At 72.9% G+C, this 19319-nt stretch carries 17 protein-coding genes; 11 read left to right on the top strand and 6 right to left on the bottom strand.

Features of this window, described 5'->3' with window-relative positions; translation table 11 throughout:
- Positions 1-172: 172 nt before the first annotated feature.
- The gene (locus tag H4687_RS28665) at positions 173-739 is read left to right on the top strand and encodes a TetR/AcrR family transcriptional regulator (RefSeq protein WP_046918855.1); all 567 of its coding nucleotides are present in this window, start codon (positions 173-175) and stop codon (positions 737-739) included.
- A 222-nt stretch (positions 740-961) separates the two neighbouring features.
- On the opposite strand, the gene H4687_RS28660 is transcribed toward H4687_RS28665, so the two are convergent.
- Positions 962-1966, bottom strand: a complete 1005-nt coding sequence (locus H4687_RS28660) for a DeoR/GlpR family DNA-binding transcription regulator (RefSeq protein ID WP_005480912.1) — start codon at positions 1964-1966, stop codon at positions 962-964.
- 135 nt (positions 1967-2101) lie between these two features.
- Positions 2102-3547, bottom strand: coding sequence for an NAD(P)H-quinone dehydrogenase (locus tag H4687_RS28655; protein WP_050399485.1), 1446 nt, complete (start codon positions 3545-3547; stop codon positions 2102-2104).
- 169 nt (positions 3548-3716) lie between these two features.
- Here H4687_RS28655 and H4687_RS28650 point away from each other — a divergent pair, with 169 nt between their 5' ends.
- The 3 genes from H4687_RS28650 (at position 3717) to H4687_RS28640 (ending at position 7013) form a co-directional block, all read left to right on the top strand.
- Positions 3717-4154, top strand: coding sequence for a gamma-glutamylcyclotransferase (locus tag H4687_RS28650; protein ID WP_045562870.1), 438 nt, complete (start codon positions 3717-3719; stop codon positions 4152-4154).
- 152 nt (positions 4155-4306) lie between these two features.
- Positions 4307-5131, top strand: coding sequence for a purine-nucleoside phosphorylase (locus tag H4687_RS28645; protein WP_046920128.1), 825 nt, complete (start codon positions 4307-4309; stop codon positions 5129-5131).
- Between the two features lie 250 nt (positions 5132-5381).
- Positions 5382-7013 (top strand): phospho-sugar mutase, encoded by a 1632-nt coding sequence (locus H4687_RS28640; RefSeq protein WP_046918489.1) that lies wholly within the window; start codon positions 5382-5384, stop codon positions 7011-7013.
- Positions 7014-7097: 84 nt separating this feature from the next.
- Here the strand turns inward: H4687_RS28640 and H4687_RS28635 are convergent, their stop codons facing one another.
- On the bottom strand, positions 7098-8897 hold the full coding sequence (locus H4687_RS28635) for a hypothetical protein (protein ID WP_046918488.1): 1800 nt from the start codon (positions 8895-8897) through the stop codon (positions 7098-7100).
- A 381-nt stretch (positions 8898-9278) separates the two neighbouring features.
- Complete coding sequence (locus H4687_RS28630; RefSeq protein ID WP_373560623.1) at positions 9279-10028, bottom strand: PH domain-containing protein; 750 nt, start codon at positions 10026-10028, stop codon at positions 9279-9281.
- 342 nt (positions 10029-10370) lie between these two features.
- Between H4687_RS28630 and deoC the strand changes: the two genes are divergently transcribed.
- From deoC to H4687_RS28615, 3 genes are read left to right on the top strand one after another with little or no spacing between them, the layout of a single operon-like run.
- The gene (deoC, locus tag H4687_RS28625) at positions 10371-11324 is read left to right on the top strand and encodes a deoxyribose-phosphate aldolase (protein WP_097249464.1); all 954 of its coding nucleotides are present in this window, start codon (positions 10371-10373) and stop codon (positions 11322-11324) included.
- A gap of 5 nt (positions 11325-11329) precedes the next feature.
- Complete coding sequence (locus H4687_RS28620) at positions 11330-12766, top strand: aldehyde dehydrogenase family protein (protein ID WP_046918463.1); 1437 nt, start codon at positions 11330-11332, stop codon at positions 12764-12766.
- On the top strand, positions 12759-13646 hold the full coding sequence (locus H4687_RS28615; protein ID WP_046918462.1) for an aldehyde dehydrogenase family protein: 888 nt from the start codon (positions 12759-12761) through the stop codon (positions 13644-13646). The genes H4687_RS28620 and H4687_RS28615 overlap by 8 nt, the downstream gene beginning before the upstream one ends.
- A gap of 88 nt (positions 13647-13734) precedes the next feature.
- On the opposite strand, the gene H4687_RS28610 is transcribed toward H4687_RS28615, so the two are convergent.
- Complete coding sequence (locus tag H4687_RS28610) at positions 13735-14148, bottom strand: hypothetical protein (protein WP_046918461.1); 414 nt, start codon at positions 14146-14148, stop codon at positions 13735-13737.
- 143 nt (positions 14149-14291) lie between these two features.
- On the opposite strand from H4687_RS28610, the gene H4687_RS28605 reads away from it, so the two are divergent.
- A complete protein-coding gene (locus H4687_RS28605) occupies positions 14292-14921 on the top strand; it encodes a uridine kinase family protein (RefSeq protein WP_046918460.1) in 630 nt (209 codons plus the stop codon).
- Positions 14922-15139: 218 nt separating this feature from the next.
- Here the strand turns inward: H4687_RS28605 and H4687_RS28600 are convergent, their stop codons facing one another.
- On the bottom strand, positions 15140-15907 hold the full coding sequence (locus tag H4687_RS28600; protein ID WP_046918357.1) for a SigE family RNA polymerase sigma factor: 768 nt from the start codon (positions 15905-15907) through the stop codon (positions 15140-15142).
- 306 nt (positions 15908-16213) lie between these two features.
- Here H4687_RS28600 and afsQ1 point away from each other — a divergent pair, with 306 nt between their 5' ends.
- The 3 genes from afsQ1 to H4687_RS28585 are packed head-to-tail and all read left to right on the top strand — an operon-like array spanning position 16214 to position 19177.
- A complete protein-coding gene (gene afsQ1, locus H4687_RS28595) occupies positions 16214-16891 on the top strand; it encodes a two-component system response regulator AfsQ1 (RefSeq protein WP_013001223.1) in 678 nt (225 codons plus the stop codon).
- A 46-nt stretch (positions 16892-16937) separates the two neighbouring features.
- Entirely contained in the window at positions 16938-18488 is a 1551-nt protein-coding gene (locus tag H4687_RS28590) for an ATP-binding protein (RefSeq protein ID WP_046918356.1), read from the top strand.
- Positions 18489-18532: 44 nt separating this feature from the next.
- On the top strand, positions 18533-19177 hold the full coding sequence (locus tag H4687_RS28585; protein WP_373560624.1) for a hypothetical protein: 645 nt from the start codon (positions 18533-18535) through the stop codon (positions 19175-19177).
- Positions 19178-19319 lie beyond the last annotated feature (142 nt).

Below are 19319 nucleotides of genomic sequence, written 5' to 3'. Positions count from 1 at the left end.
AGAGGGGCGCGGGGAACCGCGCGACCAGCCCCGCAGGGACCGGCACCCGCGCAACTCCCGCGCTCACCCGAGCTCTTGGGCTGAACATCCCCCAGCGCAGAGAGCAGGTGGAACCACCGTGAGCCCGACCCCGGCCCAGGCTTCGGCGGAAACCCCCGCAGGGGCCCGCCCGATGCGGGCCGACGCCCGCCGCAACCGCGACCGGCTGCTCGCGGAGGCCCGTCTCGCCTTCGCGGCCCACGGGACGTCCGCCTCGCTGGAGGACATCGCCCGCCGCGCGGACGTGGGCATCGGCACCCTGTACCGCCACTTCCCCAACCGCCAGGCCCTCCTCGGCGCGGTCTTCGAGGAGGCCGTCGGCGACCTGCTGGCCCGGGCGGGCGAGCAACTCGACGCGGCCCGGCCCTGCACCGCACTCGTCTCCTGGCTGCGCGACATCATCACCCATGCGGGCGAATACCGAGGTCTGGCCCAGGCCCTGATGACGGTCTCGTACGCGGACTCCCGCGCCGCGGACGAGAACACCTCGGACCTGGCCCGGTGCTGCGCCCCCATCCGGGAGGCGGGCACCGCCCTGCTCCGGCGGGCGCAACGGGCCCACACGGTGCGCGAGGACGTGTCGATCGGTGACCTGCTCCAGCTCACCCACGCGATCGCGCTGGCGGCCGAGGAGACCCCGGACGACCCGGACCTGGCCGACCGCCTGCTGACGCTGACCCTGCGCGGCCTGAAACCCTGACGGTCGTACGGCCCCTACCGACCCACCGCCCGGCGCCGAAGCGGCGCGGGGAGAGCGGCGCGCCGGGGCGCCGCCACCGGACCGTTCGAGAGACCCGCCGGACGACGTGCGGCATCACCCGGAGGCAGGCGGGACCCGCCTCCGACGAACACGCGGTGCCAAGCGCGCGTACGGCAGGCACGACCTACACGCGGTGCGACGGCAGCGCGCGTAGGGCAGGCCCTACCGGCGCCGCAGGTCCGCGACCCGGGCCGCCCTCTCCCGCTCCCGTTCACCGACCGGCGGCTGGTCCCCCAGGACCGTGGCGGTGCGCAACTGCGGCGCGGTGCCGTGGACCTGGTTGCGCCGAGGACCCGGAAGGGGCACGTCCCGGCGCGAGGGGCGCGCCGGGACGGGGTCGCCGCCGGCACCGCCGCCCGCCGCTCCGGCCACGGAGATCTGCACACCCTGATCGGCCAGGGCCTGCAGCTCGGTGACCGCGCGGTCGTCGTGGCCGGGCGGGTCGTCGGTGACCAGCCGGGTGACCACATCGGTCGGCACCGTCTGGAACATCGTGTCGGTGCCGAGCTTGGTGTGATCGGCGAGGACGACGACCTCGGCGGCGGCCTGGACCAGCGCGCGGTCGACCGAGGCCGACAGCATGTTGGACGTGGACAGGCCGCGCTCTGCGGTCAGTCCACTCCCGGAGAGGAAGGCCTTGGACACGCGCAGCCCCTGGAGGGACTGCTCGGCGCCGGAGCCGACCAGGGCGTAGTTGGAACCGCGCAGGGTGCCGCCGGTCATCACGACCTCCACACGGTTGGCATGGGCCAGCGCCTGGGCCACCAACAGGGAGTTGGTGACGACGGTCAGCCCGGGGACCCGCGCGAGCCGGCGTGCCAGCTCCTGCGTGGTGGTCCCCGCCCCGACCACGATGGCCTCGCCTTCTTCGACGAAGCTCGCGGCGAGGTCGGCGATGGCCGTCTTCTCGGCGGTCGCGAGATGAGACTTCTGCGGAAAGCCGGACTCCCGCGTGAACCCGCCCGGCAATACCGCACCGCCGTGCCGGCGGTCGAGGAGTCCTTCTGCCTCCAGAGCGCGCACGTCCCGCCGTACGGTCACTTCGGAGGTCTGGACGACGCGGGCGAGCTCACGGAGCGACACGGCTCCATTGGCCCGCACCATTTCGAGGATCAATTGACGACGTTCTGCAGCGAACACGAAACTGACAGTAACGCCAACGACCATCTGCTTTCAGCAGTTTGCGCCGAATAGCAGAAGTTGTTCGCAGGGTGGGGCGAGGAGTGATATAGGGGCCATCCGGGACGGAATGTGCCGGACAGGCCGCTCCGGCGACCTGTCCGACGACTGCCGGACGACCTGTCAGACGCCGCCGGCCTTGCGCGTGTGGAGCTGGCGTGCCACCTCGGCGATCGAACCCGACAGGGACGGGTACACCGTGAAGGCGTTCGCGATCTGTTCGACGGTCAGGTTGTTGTCGACCGCGATCGAGATGGGGTGGATCAGCTCCGAGGCACGCGGGGCGACCACGACACCGCCCACGACGATGCCGGTGCCCGGGCGGCAGAAGATCTTGACGAAACCGTCCCGGATGCCCTGCATCTTGGCGCGCGGGTTGCGCAGCAGCGGCAGCTTCACCCCGACGGCCTCGATGACCCCGGTGTCCAGGTCGGCCTGGGTGTAGCCGACGGTGGCGATCTCGGGGTCGGTGAAGACGTTGGACGAGACGGTCTTCAGGTTCAGCGGGGCCACCGCGTCGCCGAGGAAGTGGTACATGGCGATACGGCCCTGCATGGCGGCCACGGAGGCGAGCGCGAAGACACCGGTCACGTCACCGGCGGCGTACACGCCGGGCGCACTCGTCCGGGAGACCTTGTCGGTCCAGATGTGCCCGGAGTCCTTGACCTTGACCCCGGCCCCCTCCAGGCCCATGCCCGCGCTGTTGGGGATGGCGCCGACGGCCATCAGGCAGTGCGAGCCGCTGATGACCCGCCCGTCCGCGAGCGTCACCTCGACCCGGTCGCCCACCCGTTTGGCGGACTGGGCCCGGGAGCGCGCCATGACGTTCATCCCGCGCCGCCGGAACACGTCCTCCAGGACGGCGGCGGCGTCCGGGTCCTCGCCCGGCAGGACGCGGTCGCGGCTGGAGACGAGCGTGACGCGGGACCCCAGCGCCTGGTACGCGCCGGCGAACTCGGCACCGGTGACACCGGACCCGACGACGATCAGTTCCTCGGGAAGTTCGTCGAGGTCGTAGACCTGCGTCCAGTTGAGGATGCGCTCGCCGTCGGGCTGCGCGTCGGGCACCTCGCGCGGATGGGCGCCGGTGGCGATGAGCACGGCGTCGGCGGTGAGCGTCTCCTCGGACCCGTCGGCGGCGCGCACCACGACCTTGCGCGACCCGTCGAGATCCTGCTGCCCCTGCAGCCGGCCGCGCCCGCGCATCACCCGCGCGCCGGCGCGCGTCACGGACGCCGTGATGTCGTGCGACTGCGCCAGCGCGAGCCGCTTCACACGCCGGTTGACCTTGCCGAGGTCGACCCCGACGACACGCGCGGGCGTGTCGATGTACGGAGTGTCGTCGGCGACGATGATCCCCAGCTCCTCGTAGGAGGAGTCGAAGGTGGTCATCACCTCGGCCGTCGCGATGAGGGTCTTCGACGGCACGCAGTCGGTCAGCACCGACGCCCCGCCCAGACCGTCGCAGTCCACGACGGTCACCTCCGCGCCGAGCTGCGCGGCCACCAGCGCCGCCTCATAGCCGCCGGGTCCGCCACCGATGATCACGATCCGAGTCACGTACCCCATTGTCCCGTACGAGCGCGGGTGGCACGCCCCCGGGGTGCGGGGCGCCCCGCGAGGGGCCCGGGGAACTGTGCGACCAGCCACAACCGACCCGCACCCGCCGAACCACGGGCACCCCCCACCCCATCAGGTGCCCGGCCCCCCGAGCGGAGCCCTCCCGTACCCTCTCCCCATGTCGCTCTACGCCGCCTACGCCGGCAACCTGGACTCGCGTCTGATGTCCCGCCGCGCCCCCCACTCCCCGCTGCGCGCAACCGGCTGGCTGAACGACTGGCGGCTGACCTTCGGCGGCGAGCACATGGGCTGGGAGGGCGCGCTGGCCACGGTCGTGGAGGCACCGCGCTCCCAGGTCTTCGTGGCGCTGTACGACATCGCCCCCATGGACGAGGACGCGATGGACCGCTGGGTCGGCGTCGGCCTGGACATATACCGCCGGATGCGGGTCCGCGTCCACACCCTGGACGGCGAGGAGCCGGCCTGGGTCTACGTCCTCAACGGCTACGAGGGCGGGCTTCCCTCGGCCCGCTACCTGGGCGAGGTGGCGGACGCGGCGGAGTCGGCGGGCGCACCCCACGACTACGTGATGGAACTGCGCAAACGCCCCTGCTGAGCGAGTGGCAGAGCGGCGCGGAGCCCCTCCCGCGCGCCCTCCCGCGCCCGGTCCCGCGCCCGGTCTCGGCGTTGGAAACGACAAGGCAACGATCCCGATCCGGAGCGCCTCGTCATCTACGCGCGTAGGCCCAAACCGGATACCCTCGTCGCGTGAACGCATCTCTTCTTCCGGACGACATCCAGGGCGACCCGTACGCCGCCGCCGACGCCGCCGCCGCGCGCCTGCGCGAGCTGACGGGCGCCGAGACCCACGACGTCGCGCTTGTGATGGGCTCCGGCTGGGCCCCGGCCGTGGACGCGCTCGGCGCCCCCGAGGCCGAGTTCCAGGTCACCGAGCTGCCCGGCTTCCCGCCGCCGGCGGTCGAGGGCCACGGCGGCAAGGTCCGCTCGTACCGGATCGGCGGCAAGCGGGCGCTCGTCTTCCTGGGCCGCACCCACTACTACGAGGGCCGCGGTGTCGCCGCGGTGGCGCACGGCGTCCGTACCGCCGTCGCCGCCGGGGTGAAGACGATCGTCCTCACCAACGGCTGCGGCGGTCTCCGCGAGGGCATGCGTCCCGGCCAGCCGGTCCTGATCAGCGACCACCTCAACCTGACGGCGACGTCGCCGATCGTCGGCGCGAACTTCGTCGACCTCACGGACCTGTACTCCCCGCGCCTGCGCGCCCTGTGCAAGGAGATCGACCCCTCGCTGGAGGAGGGCGTCTACGCGCAGTTCACGGGCCCCCACTACGAGACCCCGGCGGAGATCCGGATGGCCCGTGTGATCGGCGCGGACCTGGTCGGCATGTCCACGGTCCTGGAGGCCATCGCCGCGCGCGAGGCCGGTGCCGAGATCCTGGGCATCTCGCTGGTGACCAACCTGGCGGCCGGCATGACGGGCGAGCCCCTGAACCACGAAGAGGTCCTCCAGGCGGGCCGCGACTCGGCGACGCAGATGGGTGAGCTGCTGACGCGGGTACTCGGGCGGCTGTAGCGCGACACGGCTCGGGGCCGCGGGTTTCATCGGCGGGTGCGGGTGGGTGGGGGCTTCTCTCGCAGTTCCTCGCGCCCCTTGAGGGCCCATGGCCCTTTCGGGCCGAAAAGCCAGGGGCGCAGCCCCTGCTTCTCAGGGGCGCGGGGAACTGTGCGGCCAGGCCCCACCCACCCGCACCCGACAGCGCACCCCCTCCTCGGGACAATCGAACGCACCCACGGACAAAGAACGAGACGAGAGGTTGACCCCCGTGCACGACGACCTGATCGCCCGCGCCAAGGCGTGGCTGGCCGAGGACCCCGACCCGGACACCCGGGACGAACTCGGCGGGCTGATCGACGCGGCGGACACGGCGGAGCTGACCGCCCGTTTCTCCGGCACCCTCCAGTTCGGCACCGCGGGCCTGCGCGGCGAACTCGGCGCCGGCCCCATGCGCATGAACCGCTCGGTCGTCATCCGCGCCGCCGCGGGCCTCGCCGCGTACCTGAACAAGCAGGGCGCGGGCGGCGGCCTCGTCGTCATCGGCTACGACGCCCGGCACAAGTCCGCCGACTTCGCCCGCGACACGGCCGCCGTGATGACCGGCGCGGGCCTGCGCGCGGCCGTCCTCCCCCGCCCGCTGCCCACGCCCGTCCTGGCCTTCGCCATAAGGCACCTGGGCGCGGTCGCCGGCGTGGAGGTCACGGCCAGCCACAACCCGCCCCGCGACAACGGCTACAAGGTCTACCTGGGCGACGGCTCCCAGATCGTGCCCCCGGCCGACGCCGGGATCGCGGCCGAGATCGACGCCGTACGGTCCCTGGACGACGTCCCTCGCCCCGACGCCGGCTGGGAGACCCTCGACGACAGCGTCCTGGACGCGTATCTGGCCCGTACGGACGCGGTCCTCTCGCCCGGTTCCCCCCGCACCGCCCGCACGGTCTACACGGCCATGCACGGTGTCGGAAAGGACACCCTGCTGGCCGCGTTCGCCCGCGCGGGCTTCCCGGAACCCGTCCTGGTCGCCGAGCAGGCGGATCCGGACCCGGAGTTCCCGACGGTCGCCTTCCCCAACCCGGAGGAGCCCGGGGCGATGGACCTCGCCTTCGCGAAGGCCCGCGAGACGGACCCCGACCTGATCGTCGCGAACGACCCGGACGCCGACCGCTGCGCCGCTGCGGTCCGGGACGGCGCCGACTGGCGGATGCTGCGGGGCGACGAGGTGGGCGCGCTCCTCGCCGCCCACCTGGTCGCGCGCGGCGTCCAGGGCACCTTCGCCGAGTCGATCGTCTCCTCCTCGCTCCTCGGCCGTATCGCCGAGAAGGCGGGCCTGCCCTTCGAGGAGACCCTCACCGGCTTCAAGTGGATCGCCCGCGTCGAGGGCCTGCGCTACGGCTACGAGGAGGCCCTCGGCTACTGCGTCGACCCCGAGGGCGTCCGGGACAAGGACGGCATCACGGCGGCCCTCCTCATCACGGAACTCGCCTCGCGGCTGAAGGAGGAGGGCCGCACCCTCCTCGACCTGCTGGACGACCTCGCCGTCGAGCACGGCCTGCACGCCACCGACCAGCTCTCGGTCCGCGTCGAGGATCTGTCGGTCATCGCCCGCGCCATGGAGCGGCTCCGTGAGCGGCCCCCGACCGCCCTCGCGGGCCTCGCCGTCACCACGGCCGAGGACCTCACCCGCGGCACCGACAGCCTCCCGCCCACGGACGGCCTGCGGTACACCCTCGACGGCGCCCGTGTGATCGTCCGCCCGAGCGGCACCGAGCCCAAGCTGAAGTGCTACCTGGAGGTCGTGGTGCCGGTGGCCGACCACGCCGGTCTCCCGGCGGCCCGCGCGAAGGCGACCGACCTGCTGGCCGGCATCAAGCGGGACCTGTCGGCGGCGGCGGGCATCTGACCGCCGGCGTGTGACGGGGCCCCGGCTGGATCACCAGCCGGGGCCCCGCGCCGTTCGCACCGGCGATCCGGCCGCGCCACCGCCCTACGGCGCCAGCACCAGCACCGCCGCCCAGGCCACGGCCAGCACCACGCCCAGCGGCCACAACGGCATCCCCCGGCCCGGGTACTCCCCCGCGGGCCGCAGCGCGGGCTCCCGCCACATGGCGGTGATCTCGGCCGCGGTCCTCTCGTAGGGGTGGACCAGGCGCAGCCTCCGCTCCAGCCAGCGCCAGCGTTCCGACCGGACGGACCAGGGCGTGAACGACTCCTGGCGGCTGTCCACGGTCAGTACGGGACCGGCGCACCGGACCGTCGTGAGGTCGTCCCACTCGATGTGCCGGGTCCGGCGCCAGTCGCTCAGCCACAGGCCGGTGCGGTCGGCCGTGATGCGCCAGGCCAGCAGTCGGGGCAGCGTCAGGACGCCGACGAGGCCGACCAGAGCGCCGACGACGTACCGCGGCAACCCCTCCGGGTACAGCCCGACGGCCACGACCACGACGACCGTGAGGAGGGCGGCGGTCCAGTCGGCCCACCCCGCCCGCCAGCGCCGTACGGGCACCGGCTCGTCGCCCAGCCGCTGCCTGCTCCGGGCGGCGGCGGTGGCCCGCAGCTCCTCGTGGACCGTGCTCCGCCTGGCCCTGGCCCGCTGCGCGGCGCCCCGGCGCCGCACGGCGCGGGCGGACAGGGGGCGCACCGGGCCGCTGGACGACTCGACGACCAGTTCCGTCGGCGTACCGCTCCCGGCCGTGTCCGTGCCGTCCCGCTCCGCCGGCTTCCGCAGGTCCGGCGGCCCCTCGGGCGCGTCCGGCTCCTCGGGCGCGTCCGGCCTCTCCGCCGCGCTGACGATCACGATCTCGGCGCCCTCGTGGGGCGGCCCGTACAGCACGGCCTCGCGCAGGGGGCCGGGCTGCTCGTCGTCATCGTCGGCGAACTCGATCGCGTCGAGGAGTTCGTCCCGCTCGTCCCGCTCCGCGGCTCCCTCGGGCGCGCCGTCCTCCTCGGACTCCTCCTCGCCGTCGTCGTACCACTCCTCGGCCGCGACGGTGAACAGCGGTCGCCGTGCCTCCACGTCGTCGGCGGCGAAGACCTCGGCGTCCCCGTCGGCGCCGTCGCGCACGAGCACCCGCAGCACCGGCACGGGAGCACCTCGCAGCGCGGCCGCCCGGCGGCGTCCCAGCCAGCCGGAGAGCAGCGCGGTGAGCCCCCAGCCGACGACGAACCAGCCGACGAGCGTGACCCCGTCCCGGTCGGTGGCGCCGTCCCGGCCGGAGGCGAGGGTGAGCAGTGCCGCGCCGAGCAGGGCCAGAAGAAGCCCGGCCCCCATGAGGAACCGGCCGCGTCGCACCGGCCCCGCCTCGTCCGGCACGGTGGCGGTCGCACCCTCGGCGGCCGCCACGGCCCACTGCCGCTGCAGCCCGCGCTTGCTCAGCCGGATCTCGGCGGCGGCCCAGGTGAAGGTCAGGGCGGTGAGGCCCAGCAGGGTCGGCACGTCGTGCGATCCCCCGCGCCAGGCCAGCAGGAGCATGAGCAGGGGCGCCGAGAACCGTACGACCTCGGGCCTGACCAGGGTCCACACCAGTTGCAGGGGGACCAGCACGGCGAGGGCGGCGGGGATCTCCGCGAAGTTCGCCAGCCAGAAGCCGATGACGAGGCCGCCCGGGACCACGGCGAGCAGGTGCAGGGGGCGGGTCCGGGCCGGCACCCACACGGGCGGCCGGGTCCGGGCCCATGCCTCCAGCTTGTCCCCGCTCCAGGCGACGCAGCCCTCGGGCACGGCGGTCGGGGGCAGCGGGCGCGGCACGGCGGGCCCGGCCTGCGGGCGGGGCTCAAGGTTCGTGGTCATCGGTTCGTGGACACTCCGGCCGCCGTCGTGGTTACGCCGTTCGTCGCGCGCGATCCGACGCGATCCGGGTGGGACCAAGCTGTGAAGGCGGGACGCACGGGCACGTTCCGGACCAACCCACCCGGATTGGCCGGGTGTTGGACCGTCGCGCGCTTCCCGGACGTCGCGTCCGGCGCGTTTCCAGCCACCATAGAACAGTTGCCTGAAGCCGATCCGGGAAGCCTCCGACCCCGGGCGCCCGCACGCCCCGCGGACACCTCCCGGCACAAGCCCGTCCCGACCCGAAACCAGCGGGTGGAATCGGCCGCAGCGCCACCGGCCGCCGCCCCCCACCGGCCGCCGGAAGTCCGGCCCCGGGCGGAAGTCCGGCCCGCCGGACGGTCACCCGATCGCGATCAGCACCAGCAGCAGTACGGCTCCCGCCACCGCGGGCGCCATGACCTCCCAGGCCCACCGCACGCTCGGCTCGCCCTGCGACCCGAGCGCCTTCGCCCGTGCCTCGCACAGCTCCCGCAGATCGGCCATGACCTGGTCGGTCTCCGCCCGGACGGGCCGTCCGGCCGGGGCGGCCGGTCCCGCGCTCCCGCCCTTGGCCGCCCGGTGCTCCTCCCGGGCCTGATGCCGGGCGGCCTTCTTCCGGCCGCGCAACGAGACGGGGATCGCCCAGAGCTGGTACTTGGCCCCGCCCTGGTCGATCACCTCGTTGGTGTAACCGGAGCGCAGCGACACGACGCTCGCCCACGGCAGCTCGATCACCCGGAACGGATTGCGCACCCGCAGCCGGTCGTCGTTGGCGAACACGGCCGGGCGCACCGAGAAGGCGACCACCAGGGGGACGGCCACCAGCATGGAGGCGAGTGCCAGCCAGGGCGTACGCCCCTCTCCCGACACCACCGCGTCCCCGCCGAGCCACGCGAACAGCCCGAGCAGCAGCGCTCCGCCCATCAGCCCGGCGGGCGACCGGTAGACCCGGTCCTTGTACGCGGGCTTGGCGGGCTTCGACGCGGGGGCCGCCGCCGGCGCCGGAGCCTGCTCGGCCTTCGGGGTCTCCGAAGCCGTGCCGGCCTCCGCGCGCCTGCGAGCCGCCGAGGTGTGCTCCGGCTCGGGCGACGATTGATCCGAGGTGCTCATACGTCCGATTCTGCCCGACGCCCCGGAGGAACCGTTCGCAGCCCACCCGGCCCGCCCCCGCGCGCGCTGGAGCGGCCCGCCGCCCGCGCGCGGAAGCGACGAACCACGCCACCGGCCGCCCGCCGCCCGCACCGCGCCCCGCCGCCCCGGCCGCCCACCCGACGGCCGCACGAACACCCGCCCACGGTTCGTACGACCACCCGCCCACGGCCCGCGAGGCCCGCACCCCACCGCCCGCGCGACCACCCACCCCCAACGGCCCGCGCGACCGACCTCGGGCACCCGCAAACAATCCGGGGGCTGTACACCTGCTACGCGCGTAGATATGCTCGTCTGGTGACCATGTCCACAGCTGCACCCCACGCTCTCGCCGACGTCACCGCGTCCGACAGCACGCTGCGCCGCTTCCTTCACGGGCTGCCCGGCGTCGACCCGGTCGGCCTGGAGGCGCGTGCCGCCTCCCTCGGCACCCGTTCCATCAAGACGACCGCCAAGGCGTACGCCATCGACCTGGCCATCTCCATGGTCGATCTGACGACCCTGGAAGGCGCGGACACCCCGGGCAAGGTCCGGTCCCTCGGCGCCAAGGCCGTCCTCCCCGACCCGGGTGACCGCACGGCCCCCGCCACGGCCGCGGTCTGTGTCTATCCGGACATGGTCCCCACCGCCAAGGCGGCCGTCGCCGGCTCCACCGTCAAGGTCGCCTCCGTCGCCACGGCCTTCCCGGCCGGGCGCGCCGCCCTCGCCGTGAAACTGGCCGACGTCAACGACGCCGTCGCCGCCGGGGCCGACGAGATCGACATGGTCATCGACCGCGGCGCGTTCCTCGCGGGCAACTACCTCAAGGTCCACGACGAGATCACCGCCGTGAAGGAGGCCTGCGGCTCCTCCGCCCGGCTCAAGGTCATCTTCGAGACCGGCGAGCTCTCGACCTACGACAACATCCGCCGCGCCAGCTGGCTCGGCATGCTCGCGGGCGCGGACTTCATCAAGACCTCGACCGGCAAGGTCGCGGTGAACGCCACCCCCGCCAACACCCTCCTGATGCTGGAGGCCGTCCGCGACTTCCGCGCCCAGACCGGCGTCCAGGTCGGCGTGAAGCCCGCCGGCGGCATCCGCACCACCAAGGACGCGATCAAGTTCCTCGTCCTGGTCAACGAGACCGCGGGCGAGGACTGGCTGGACAACCACTGGTTCCGCTTCGGCGCGTCCTCGCTCCTCAACGACCTGCTGATGCAGCGCCAGAAGCTGGCCACCGGCCGCTACTCCGGCCCCGACTACGTGACGGTGGACTGATCCCCATGGCTTCCGCATTCGACTACGCACCGGCCCCCGAGTCCCGGGCGGTCGTGGACATCGCCCCCTCCTACGGCCTGTTCATCGACGGCGAGTTCACCGAGGCCGCCGACGGCAAGGTCTTCAAGACGGTCAGCCCCTCCTCCGAGGAGGTCCTCTCCGAGATCGCCCGCGCGGGCGAGGCGGACGTGGACCGCGCGGTGGCGGCGGCCCGCAAGGCCTTCGAGAAGTGGTCCGCGCTGCCGGGCGCGGAGCGTGCGAAGTACCTCTTCCGCATCGCCCGCATCATCCAGGAACGCAGCCGCGAGCTGGCCGTCCTGGAGACCCTGGACAACGGCAAGCCCATCAAGGAGACGCGGGACGCGGACCTCCCCCTGGTCGCCGCGCACTTCTTCTACTACGCCGGCTGGGCCGACAAGCTCGACCACGCGGGCTTCGGCGCCGACCCGCGCCCCCTCGGCGTGGCGGGCCAGGTCATCCCCTGGAACTTCCCCCTCCTGATGCTGGCGTGGAAGATCGCCCCCGCGCTCGCGACGGGCAACACGGTCGTGCTGAAGCCGGCCGAGACCACTCCCCTGTCGGCGCTGTTCTTCGCGGACGTCTGCCGCCAGGCGGGCCTGCCGAAGGGTGTCGTCAACATCCTCCCCGGCTACGGCGACACGGGCGCGGCCCTGGTCGCGCACCCGGACGTCAACAAGGTCGCCTTCACGGGCTCCACGGCGGTCGGCAAGCAGATCGCGCGGACGGTCGCGGGCACCCGCAAGAAGCTGACGCTCGAACTGGGCGGCAAGGGCGCGAACATCGTCTTCGACGACGCCCCCATCGACCAGGCCGTCGAGGGCATCGTGACCGGCATCTTCTTCAATCAGGGCCAGGTCTGCTGCGCGGGCAGCCGCCTCCTGGTCCAGGAGTCGATCCAGGACGAACTGCTCGACTCCCTGAAGCGCCGTCTGTCGACGCTCCGCCTCGGCGACCCCCTCGACAAGAACACCGACATCGGGGCGATCAACTCCGAGGAGCAGCTCACCCGGATCACCTCGCTCGTCGAGCGCGGCGAGGCCGAGGGCGCCGAGCGCTGGTCCCCCGCCTGCGAACTCCCCTCCGCGGGCTACTGGTTCGCCCCGACGCTGTTCACCAACGTCAGCCAGGCGCACACCATCGCGCGGGACGAGATCTTCGGCCCGGTCCTCTCCGTCCTCACCTTCCGCACCCCGGACGAGGCCGTCGCCAAGGCCAACAACACCCAGTACGGCCTCTCGGCGGGCATCTGGACCGAGAAGGGCTCCCGGATCCTGGCCGTCGCGAACAAGCTCCGCGCGGGCGTCGTCTGGTCCAACACGTTCAACAAGTTCGACCCGACGTCGCCGTTCGGCGGCTACAAGGAGTCGGGCTTCGGCCGCGAGGGCGGCCGCCACGGCCTGGAGGCGTACCTCGATGTCTGACCGCCTGTCTGTTTTCAAGACCTACAAGCTGTACGTCGGCGGGAAGTTCCCGCGTTCCGAGAGCGGCCGGGTGTACGAGGTGACCGACGCAAAGGGCAAGTGGCTGGCGAACGCGCCGCTCTCCTCCCGCAAGGACGCCCGTGACGCGGTCGTCGCCGCCCGCAAGGCGTTCGGCGGCTGGTCCGGCGCGACGGCGTACAACCGGGGCCAGGTCCTCTACCGCGTCGCCGAGATGCTGGAGGGCCGCAAGGGTCAGTTCGTGCACGAGGTCGGCGACGCCGAGGGCCTGTCGAAGTCGAGGGCCGCCGCCCTGGTGGAGGCGACCATCGACCGCTGGGTCTGGTACGCGGGCTGGACCGACAAGATCGCCCAGGTGGTCGGCGGCGGAAACCCGGTGGCCGGCCCGTACTTCAACCTCTCCTCCCCGGAACCGACGGGCGTGGTGACGGTCCTGGCCCCGCAGGAGTCGAGCTTCCTGGGCCTGGTCTCGGTACTGGCCCCGGTGATCGCGACCGGCAACACGGCGGTCGTGATCGCGAGCGAGAGGTCCCCCCTCCCGGCGCTGTCGCTCGGCGAGGTGCTGGCCACCTCCGACGTCCCCGGCGGTGTCGTCAACGTCCTCTCCGGCCGTACGGCGGAGATCGCGGCGCCCCTCGCCGCCCACCAGGACGTCAACGCGATCGACCTGGCGGGCGCGGACGACGTCCTGGCGAAGGAGCTGGAGATCGCCGCGGCCGACAACCTCAAGCGCGTCCTGCGTCCACAGCCTGTGGACGACTGGTCGGCCACGCCCGGCCTCGACCGCATGACCGCGTTCCTGGAGACCAAGACGGTCTGGCACCCCACGGGGTCGCTGGGCGCCTCGGGTTCGGCGTACTGACCCGGAGCGCGGGCAGCCGCGGGGCCCTCGGGACGGCGTCGACCGCCCGGGGCCGGCCGCGCGGCTGCCCGCGCTCCTCACGGGCGGCTCAGCGCAACCCGCCCACCACCTGCCCCAGCACCGGAATGCTCCCGATCGACGGCGCCTGCGCCACCGGCCCGGTCAGGGCCGTCGACGTCAGCGGCTGAAAGTCGGCCAGCTGCGTGCCCACCCCGTTGTCGAGCGGGTCGACCCCGGTGCCCGCCAGCGGGTTGGGCTTGAGTCCCGCGACCGGCCCGGTGACGTACCCGAGCGTGCCGGTCAGGGCCTGCAGACCCGCCTGCGGGTCGACCTGGCCGAGCGAGGTGGGCCGGGTGCGCAGCACGTCGACGACCGGGGCGGCGCCGTCCGCCGCGGCGGCCGTACCGGCGCCCGCGCCGAGGGCGAGCCCCGCGGTGGTGACGGCCAGCAACGCGCGCCGCGCGGAGGGGTTCTGGGAAGCCGGGTGTGAGAGTCGAGCCATCGGTGGTGCCACCTTCTCCTGTGCCGTTTTGTCCCTGCGGAAAGTAATCATAGAGACACATACGGTAGTTGAGGTGTGATGTGCGCTCCAAGGGCGACCCGCCGACTCGGCGGGAGCCGCGTGATGCCTCACACTGGACTCTCGTGAGTGCGCATCCTCCGATACCGACCCGGGTCGTCCTGCTGTCCGGTCCGTCCGGCTCAGGCAAGTCCCTCCTCGCCGCCCGCTCCGGCCTGCCCGTGCTGCGGCTGGACGACTTCTACAAGGAGGGTGACGACCCGACGCTGCCGCAGGTCGCGGGCAGCACGGACATCGACTGGGACCACCCGCTGTCGTGGGACGCGGACACCGCCGTCGCGGCGATCGAGGAGCTGTGCCGCACGAGCCGTACGACCGTCCCCGCCTACGACATCTCGCTCAGCGCGCGGACCGGCGCGGAGGCCCTGGACATCGGGCGGACGCCGGTGTTCATCGCCGAGGGCATCTTCGCCGCCGAGATCGTCGGGCGCTGCCGCGAACTGGGCCTGCTGGCGGACGCGCTGTGCCTGACCCGTGGTGCGGTGACGACGTTCCGCCGCCGCTTCCTGCGCGATCTGCGCGAGGGCCGCAAGTCGGTGCCGTTCCTGCTGCGGCGCGGCTGGCGGCTGATGCGGCTGGAGCGCACGATCGTGACCCGCCAGACGGAGTTGGGCGCCCACCCGTGCGACAGGGACGAGGCGCTGGGGCGTCTGGCGGCGGCCACCGCGGGCCACGACGCGAGGGCGACGGCCTGAGGGCGGACCCGAGGCGGACATGAAAACGGGACTGGACGGACCCCCCGGCCCTCCAGTCCCGCTTCCCCCGTGTTCCCCCGTTGCACCGTCGCGGTCCCCCCGGACCCCGCCGGTCACCCCCGGCCGTCACGCCGGCGCTCCCCCGCGCCACCGTGACGTCCCTCGCCTCCCCCGTGTCCCCCCGCTTTTCCCCCGTCCCCCGTTCCCCCCGCAGACCTTCAGGCGACAAGCTCCCCGAAGGACTCCTCCTCGTCACGGCCGAAGCTGAGGACCTCGTCCTCGCGCAGCCGGCGGAGCGACCGCCAGATGCTCGACTTCACCGTGCCGACACTGATGTCGAGGATCTCCGCGATCTCCGGGTCGGTGCGGCCCTCGTAGTAACGAAGGACCAGCATCGTCCGCTGGAGTTCGGGGAGCCGGGCGAGCGCCTGCCACAGGACGGCGCGCAGTTCGGTGCCGCGCATCGCGTCCGTGTCGCCGGCCGTCTCCGGCAGCTCCTCGGTCGGGTACTCGTTCAGCTTGCGGCGACGCCACGCGCTGATGTGCAGATTGGTCATGGTGCGGCGGAGGTAGCCCCCGACCGCGGCCTTGTCACTGATCCGGTCCCAGGCCCGGTAGGTCGAGAACAGCGCGCTCTGCAGCAGGTCCTCGGCCTCGAAGCGGTCACCGGTCAGGTGGTAGGCGGTCGCGTACAGGGAGGCACGACGCTCCTGGACGTAGGCGGTGAACTCCGCCTCCGACACAGACCGGCGCTCCCCCGTGTCCTCCCCGTACGCGGTCCCCGCCGCCCCCGTTCCCCCGTGGGCGACCCCCGTGGTGCTTCCCCCCACATGCGCGTCAACCACCGACATGTACGTGGTGTGCTGACGCCCGGTGCCGCGAGCGCACCCCCGCCCGCTCACGGCACCGGACTTCTCCGTGTTCCGGACGACGTCGTGGAGACGCGTGACAACTGCGCCAGTGCTGTTGCCGTGCAGCGTGTTCATCTCGCGCCCCCCGTCGTGGAGTTCCGGTTTGTGGTGCTGTGCTGTGGTTCTTCGTACTCCCCGGCTCCGCCCCTTGGTGCTGTCGGGCGGCGTTTCCTTGCCTGTGCCGAGAAGATTGCCGGTTCACCTTCATGGCCGTGTCCGCCGACTGTCACAGAGCTGTCACAGGGGTCGGGCCCAGCCGGGGCACAGGTTGATCACAGAGAAGAGTCGTACGGCTACGCGAACGGCACGATCGTGTGCGGGTGTGGGGTGGGAGCGCTCCAACGGTCGATTCGGCGCCATGCCATGGGCCAGAATGAGCCCGTGCCTTCCCTGTTGCTGATCGAGGACGACGACGCCATCCGCACGGCCCTGGAGCTCTCACTGACGCGCCAGGGGCACCGTGTCGCCACCGCCGCCACCGGCGAGGATGGCCTCAAGCTGCTGCGCGAACAGCGGCCTGATCTGATCGTTTTGGACGTGATGCTGCCTGGAATCGACGGCTTCGAGGTGTGCCGGCGGATCCGGCGCACCGACCAGCTGCCGATCATCCTGCTGACGGCGCGCAGCGACGACATCGACGTCGTGGTGGGCCTGGAGTCGGGCGCGGACGACTACGTGGTCAAGCCCGTGCAGGGGCGGGTGCTGGACGCCCGCATCCGCGCGGTGCTGCGGCGCGGTGAGCGCGAGGCCAACGACGCGGCGACCTTCGGCTCCCTCGTGATCGACCGCGCGGCGATGACCGTGACGAAGAACGGCGAGGACCTCCAGCTGACGCCCACCGAGCTGCGGCTGCTGCTGGAGCTGAGCCGCCGCCCCGGACAGGCGCTGTCGCGGCAGCAGTTGCTGCGTCTGGTGTGGGAGCACGACTACCTGGGCGACTCCCGTCTGGTGGACGCGTGTGTGCAGCGGCTGCGCGCCAAGGTCGAGGACGTGCCGTCGTCGCCGACCCTGATCCGTACCGTGCGCGGCGTGGGCTACCGGTTGGACACGCCTCAGTGACGAAGGCTTCAGGGGGATCCGCGGCTGGGCCGCGGCTCGCAGGAAAGTGCAGTCCCGGATCCGTTTCACCAGCCTGCGGCTGCGGCTGGTGGTCGTCTTCGGTCTGGTGGCGCTCACGGCCGCCGTGTCGGCGTCCGGGATCGCGTACTGGCTCAACCGCGAGGCCGTGCAGACCCGCGCGCAGGACGCGGCGCTCAACGACTTCGAGCGCGAGATGCAGAGCCATGTGAGCACGCTGCGCCCGAACCCCACACAGGACCAACTGCGCCTCGCGGCACGGAAGATGGCGGACGGCGGCGAGCGTTCCAGCGTGCTGCTGGTCGCCGAGGGCGCCGACGGCCGGACGGTCTCGGGGTCCTCGACCGACAACGCGCTCGACGGGTTCTCACTGGACGACGTGCCGGCGTCCCTGCAGAAGGCCGTCGACAAGCGGCAGAAGCTCACGTCGGGCAACAAGCACGCGTACCACGTGTATTGGCAGCGGGTCATCGACGGCGACACCCCCTATCTGGTGGGCGGCGCGAAGATGATCGGCGGCGGGCCGACCGGGTACATGCGCAAGTCGCTCGCGGAGGAGGCGAAGGACCTCAACTCGCTGGCCTGGTCGCTCGGGATCGCCACCGGCCTGTCGCTGATCGGCTCGGCGCTGCTCGCGCAGGCCGCCGCGACGACCGTGCTGAAGCCTGTGCAGCGCCTCGGTGTCGCCGCCCGGCGGCTCGGCGAGGGCAAGCTCGACACCCGGCTGCGTGTCTCGGGCACGGACGAACTGGCCGACCTCTCCCGGACGTTCAACCTCGCGGCGGAGTCGCTGGAGAAGAAGGTCGACGACATGAGCGCCCGCGAGGAGGCGTCCAGACGCTTCGTCGCCGACATGTCGCACGAACTCCGGACACCGCTGACGGCGATCACCGCCGTCACGGAGGTGCTGGAGGAGGAGCTGGACGCCGACACCGGCAGCCTCGACCCCATGATCGAACCGGCGGTCCGGCTCGTCGTCAGCGAGACCCGGCGCCTGAACGACCTGGTCGAGAACCTGATGGAGGTCACCCGCTTCGACGCGGGCACGGCCCGTCTCGTCCTCGACGACGTGGACATCGCCGACCAGATCACCGCCTGCATCGACGCCCGCGCCTGGCTGGACGCGGTGGACCTGGACGCCGAGCGCGGCATCATCGTCAACCTCGACCCGCGCCGCCTCGACGTGATCCTGGCGAACCTGATCGGCAACGCGCTCAAGCACGGCGGTTCGCCGGTGCGTGTCTCGGTGCGCGCGGGCGACAAGAGCGACGCGGACCTGCTGATCGAGGTACGGGACCACGGCCCCGGCATCCCCGAGGACGTCCTCCCGCACGTCTTCGACCGTTTCTACAAGGCGAGCGCCTCCCGCCCCCGCTCCGAGGGCAGCGGCCTCGGCCTGTCCATCGCCCTGGAGAACGCCCACATCCACGGCGGCGACATCACCGCCGCCAACTCCCCCGAGGGCGGTGCGGTCTTCACCCTCCGCCTGCCCCGCGACGCGGCCTCGCTGATCGCGGACGAGCGGGACGGCGAGCAGGCCGACGGCGGCCCGCAGGGCGCCGAGGGGGCCGACCAGTGACGATACGAGGCACCCGGCGACGGGAAGACGGGGGAACGCGGGGCGTGCGAGTGCCAGACGTACGGGTACGGGGCCCACGTGCGCGCGGCGTACGGGTCCTGGCCGCCACCGGCGCGCTGGCCGGACTGCTGGCCGGCTGCGGCATCCGGGCGACGCAGGTGCCGACGGACTTCGGCCCGGCGCCCTCGATGGTGCCGTGCGAGCTGTCGATGACGGACATCACGCCCCACACGACGCCCTCCGGGATGCCGGTCGAGGTGTTCCTCCTGTGCTCCGGGGCGCTGGTGCGGGTCAACCGCTCGGTGGAGGTCGCCGAGGGCACCGACGAGGCCCGACGACGCGTCGTCGTCGCCCAGGGTCTGCTGGACGCCCTGGCCGCCGCCCCCACCCGCATAGAGGACGAGGCCGGCTACGGCACCGCCGTCCCGCCCGGCCTCACGGTGACGGGCCCCGCGCCCGGCGATCCCGAGGACGCCCTGCGCCTGTCCACGGCCCCCGACGCCCTCCCCAGATACGCCCTCGCCCAGATCGTCTGCACCTTCGCCGACTCCGCGGCCGCGGGCGACAACGGCTCGGTGGTCCTCGGCAGCACGAGCGCCGAGTCGCTGCGCCGCTACGAGTGCGCCTCGGAGACCCAGTCGACCCCGGGGGCGGGCAACCCGCCGTCGACGGAGGTCGGGGGTTCCTGAGCCGGGCGGTCGGGGGTTCCCGAGCCGGGCGGCCCGCCGCCCTGGGCTCACCACCCGGCCGACCGCGACAGGGCCGCTGAGTGAGCCGAAGGCTCGACACGGACTGCTGCGCCCCGGCGACGACCGAGCCGCGTGAAGACAG

Source organism: Streptomyces stelliscabiei (assembly GCF_014873495.1).
GTDB classification, from domain to species: domain Bacteria; phylum Actinomycetota; class Actinomycetes; order Streptomycetales; family Streptomycetaceae; genus Streptomyces; species Streptomyces bottropensis.
Note: the sequence above shows the minus strand (reverse complement) of the source record. Positions and strands in the feature narration are given on the sequence as shown.

What these genes read in the sequence shown, in the direction of transcription:
- H4687_RS28665 (WP_046918855.1), top strand. Translation starts at nt 173, where the DNA reads ATGCGGGCCGACGCCCGCCGCAACCGCGACCGGCTGCTCGCGGAGGCC.
- H4687_RS28660 (WP_005480912.1), bottom strand. Translation starts at nt 1,966, where the DNA reads ATGGTCGTTGGCGTTACTGTCAGTTTCGTGTTCGCTGCAGAACGTCGT.
- H4687_RS28655 (WP_050399485.1), bottom strand. Translation starts at nt 3,547, where the DNA reads ATGGGGTACGTGACTCGGATCGTGATCATCGGTGGCGGACCCGGCGGC.
- H4687_RS28650 (WP_045562870.1), top strand. Translation starts at nt 3,717, where the DNA reads ATGTCGCTCTACGCCGCCTACGCCGGCAACCTGGACTCGCGTCTGATG.
- H4687_RS28635 (WP_046918488.1), bottom strand. Translation starts at nt 8,897, where the DNA reads ATGACCACGAACCTTGAGCCCCGCCCGCAGGCCGGGCCCGCCGTGCCG.
- H4687_RS28630 (WP_373560623.1), bottom strand. Translation starts at nt 10,028, where the DNA reads ATGAGCACCTCGGATCAATCGTCGCCCGAGCCGGAGCACACCTCGGCG.
- deoC (WP_097249464.1), top strand. Translation starts at nt 10,371, where the DNA reads ATGTCCACAGCTGCACCCCACGCTCTCGCCGACGTCACCGCGTCCGAC.
- H4687_RS28620 (WP_046918463.1), top strand. Translation starts at nt 11,330, where the DNA reads ATGGCTTCCGCATTCGACTACGCACCGGCCCCCGAGTCCCGGGCGGTC.
- H4687_RS28615 (WP_046918462.1), top strand. Translation starts at nt 12,759, where the DNA reads ATGTCTGACCGCCTGTCTGTTTTCAAGACCTACAAGCTGTACGTCGGC.
- H4687_RS28610 (WP_046918461.1), bottom strand. Translation starts at nt 14,148, where the DNA reads ATGGCTCGACTCTCACACCCGGCTTCCCAGAACCCCTCCGCGCGGCGC.
- H4687_RS28600 (WP_046918357.1), bottom strand. Translation starts at nt 15,907, where the DNA reads ATGAACACGCTGCACGGCAACAGCACTGGCGCAGTTGTCACGCGTCTC.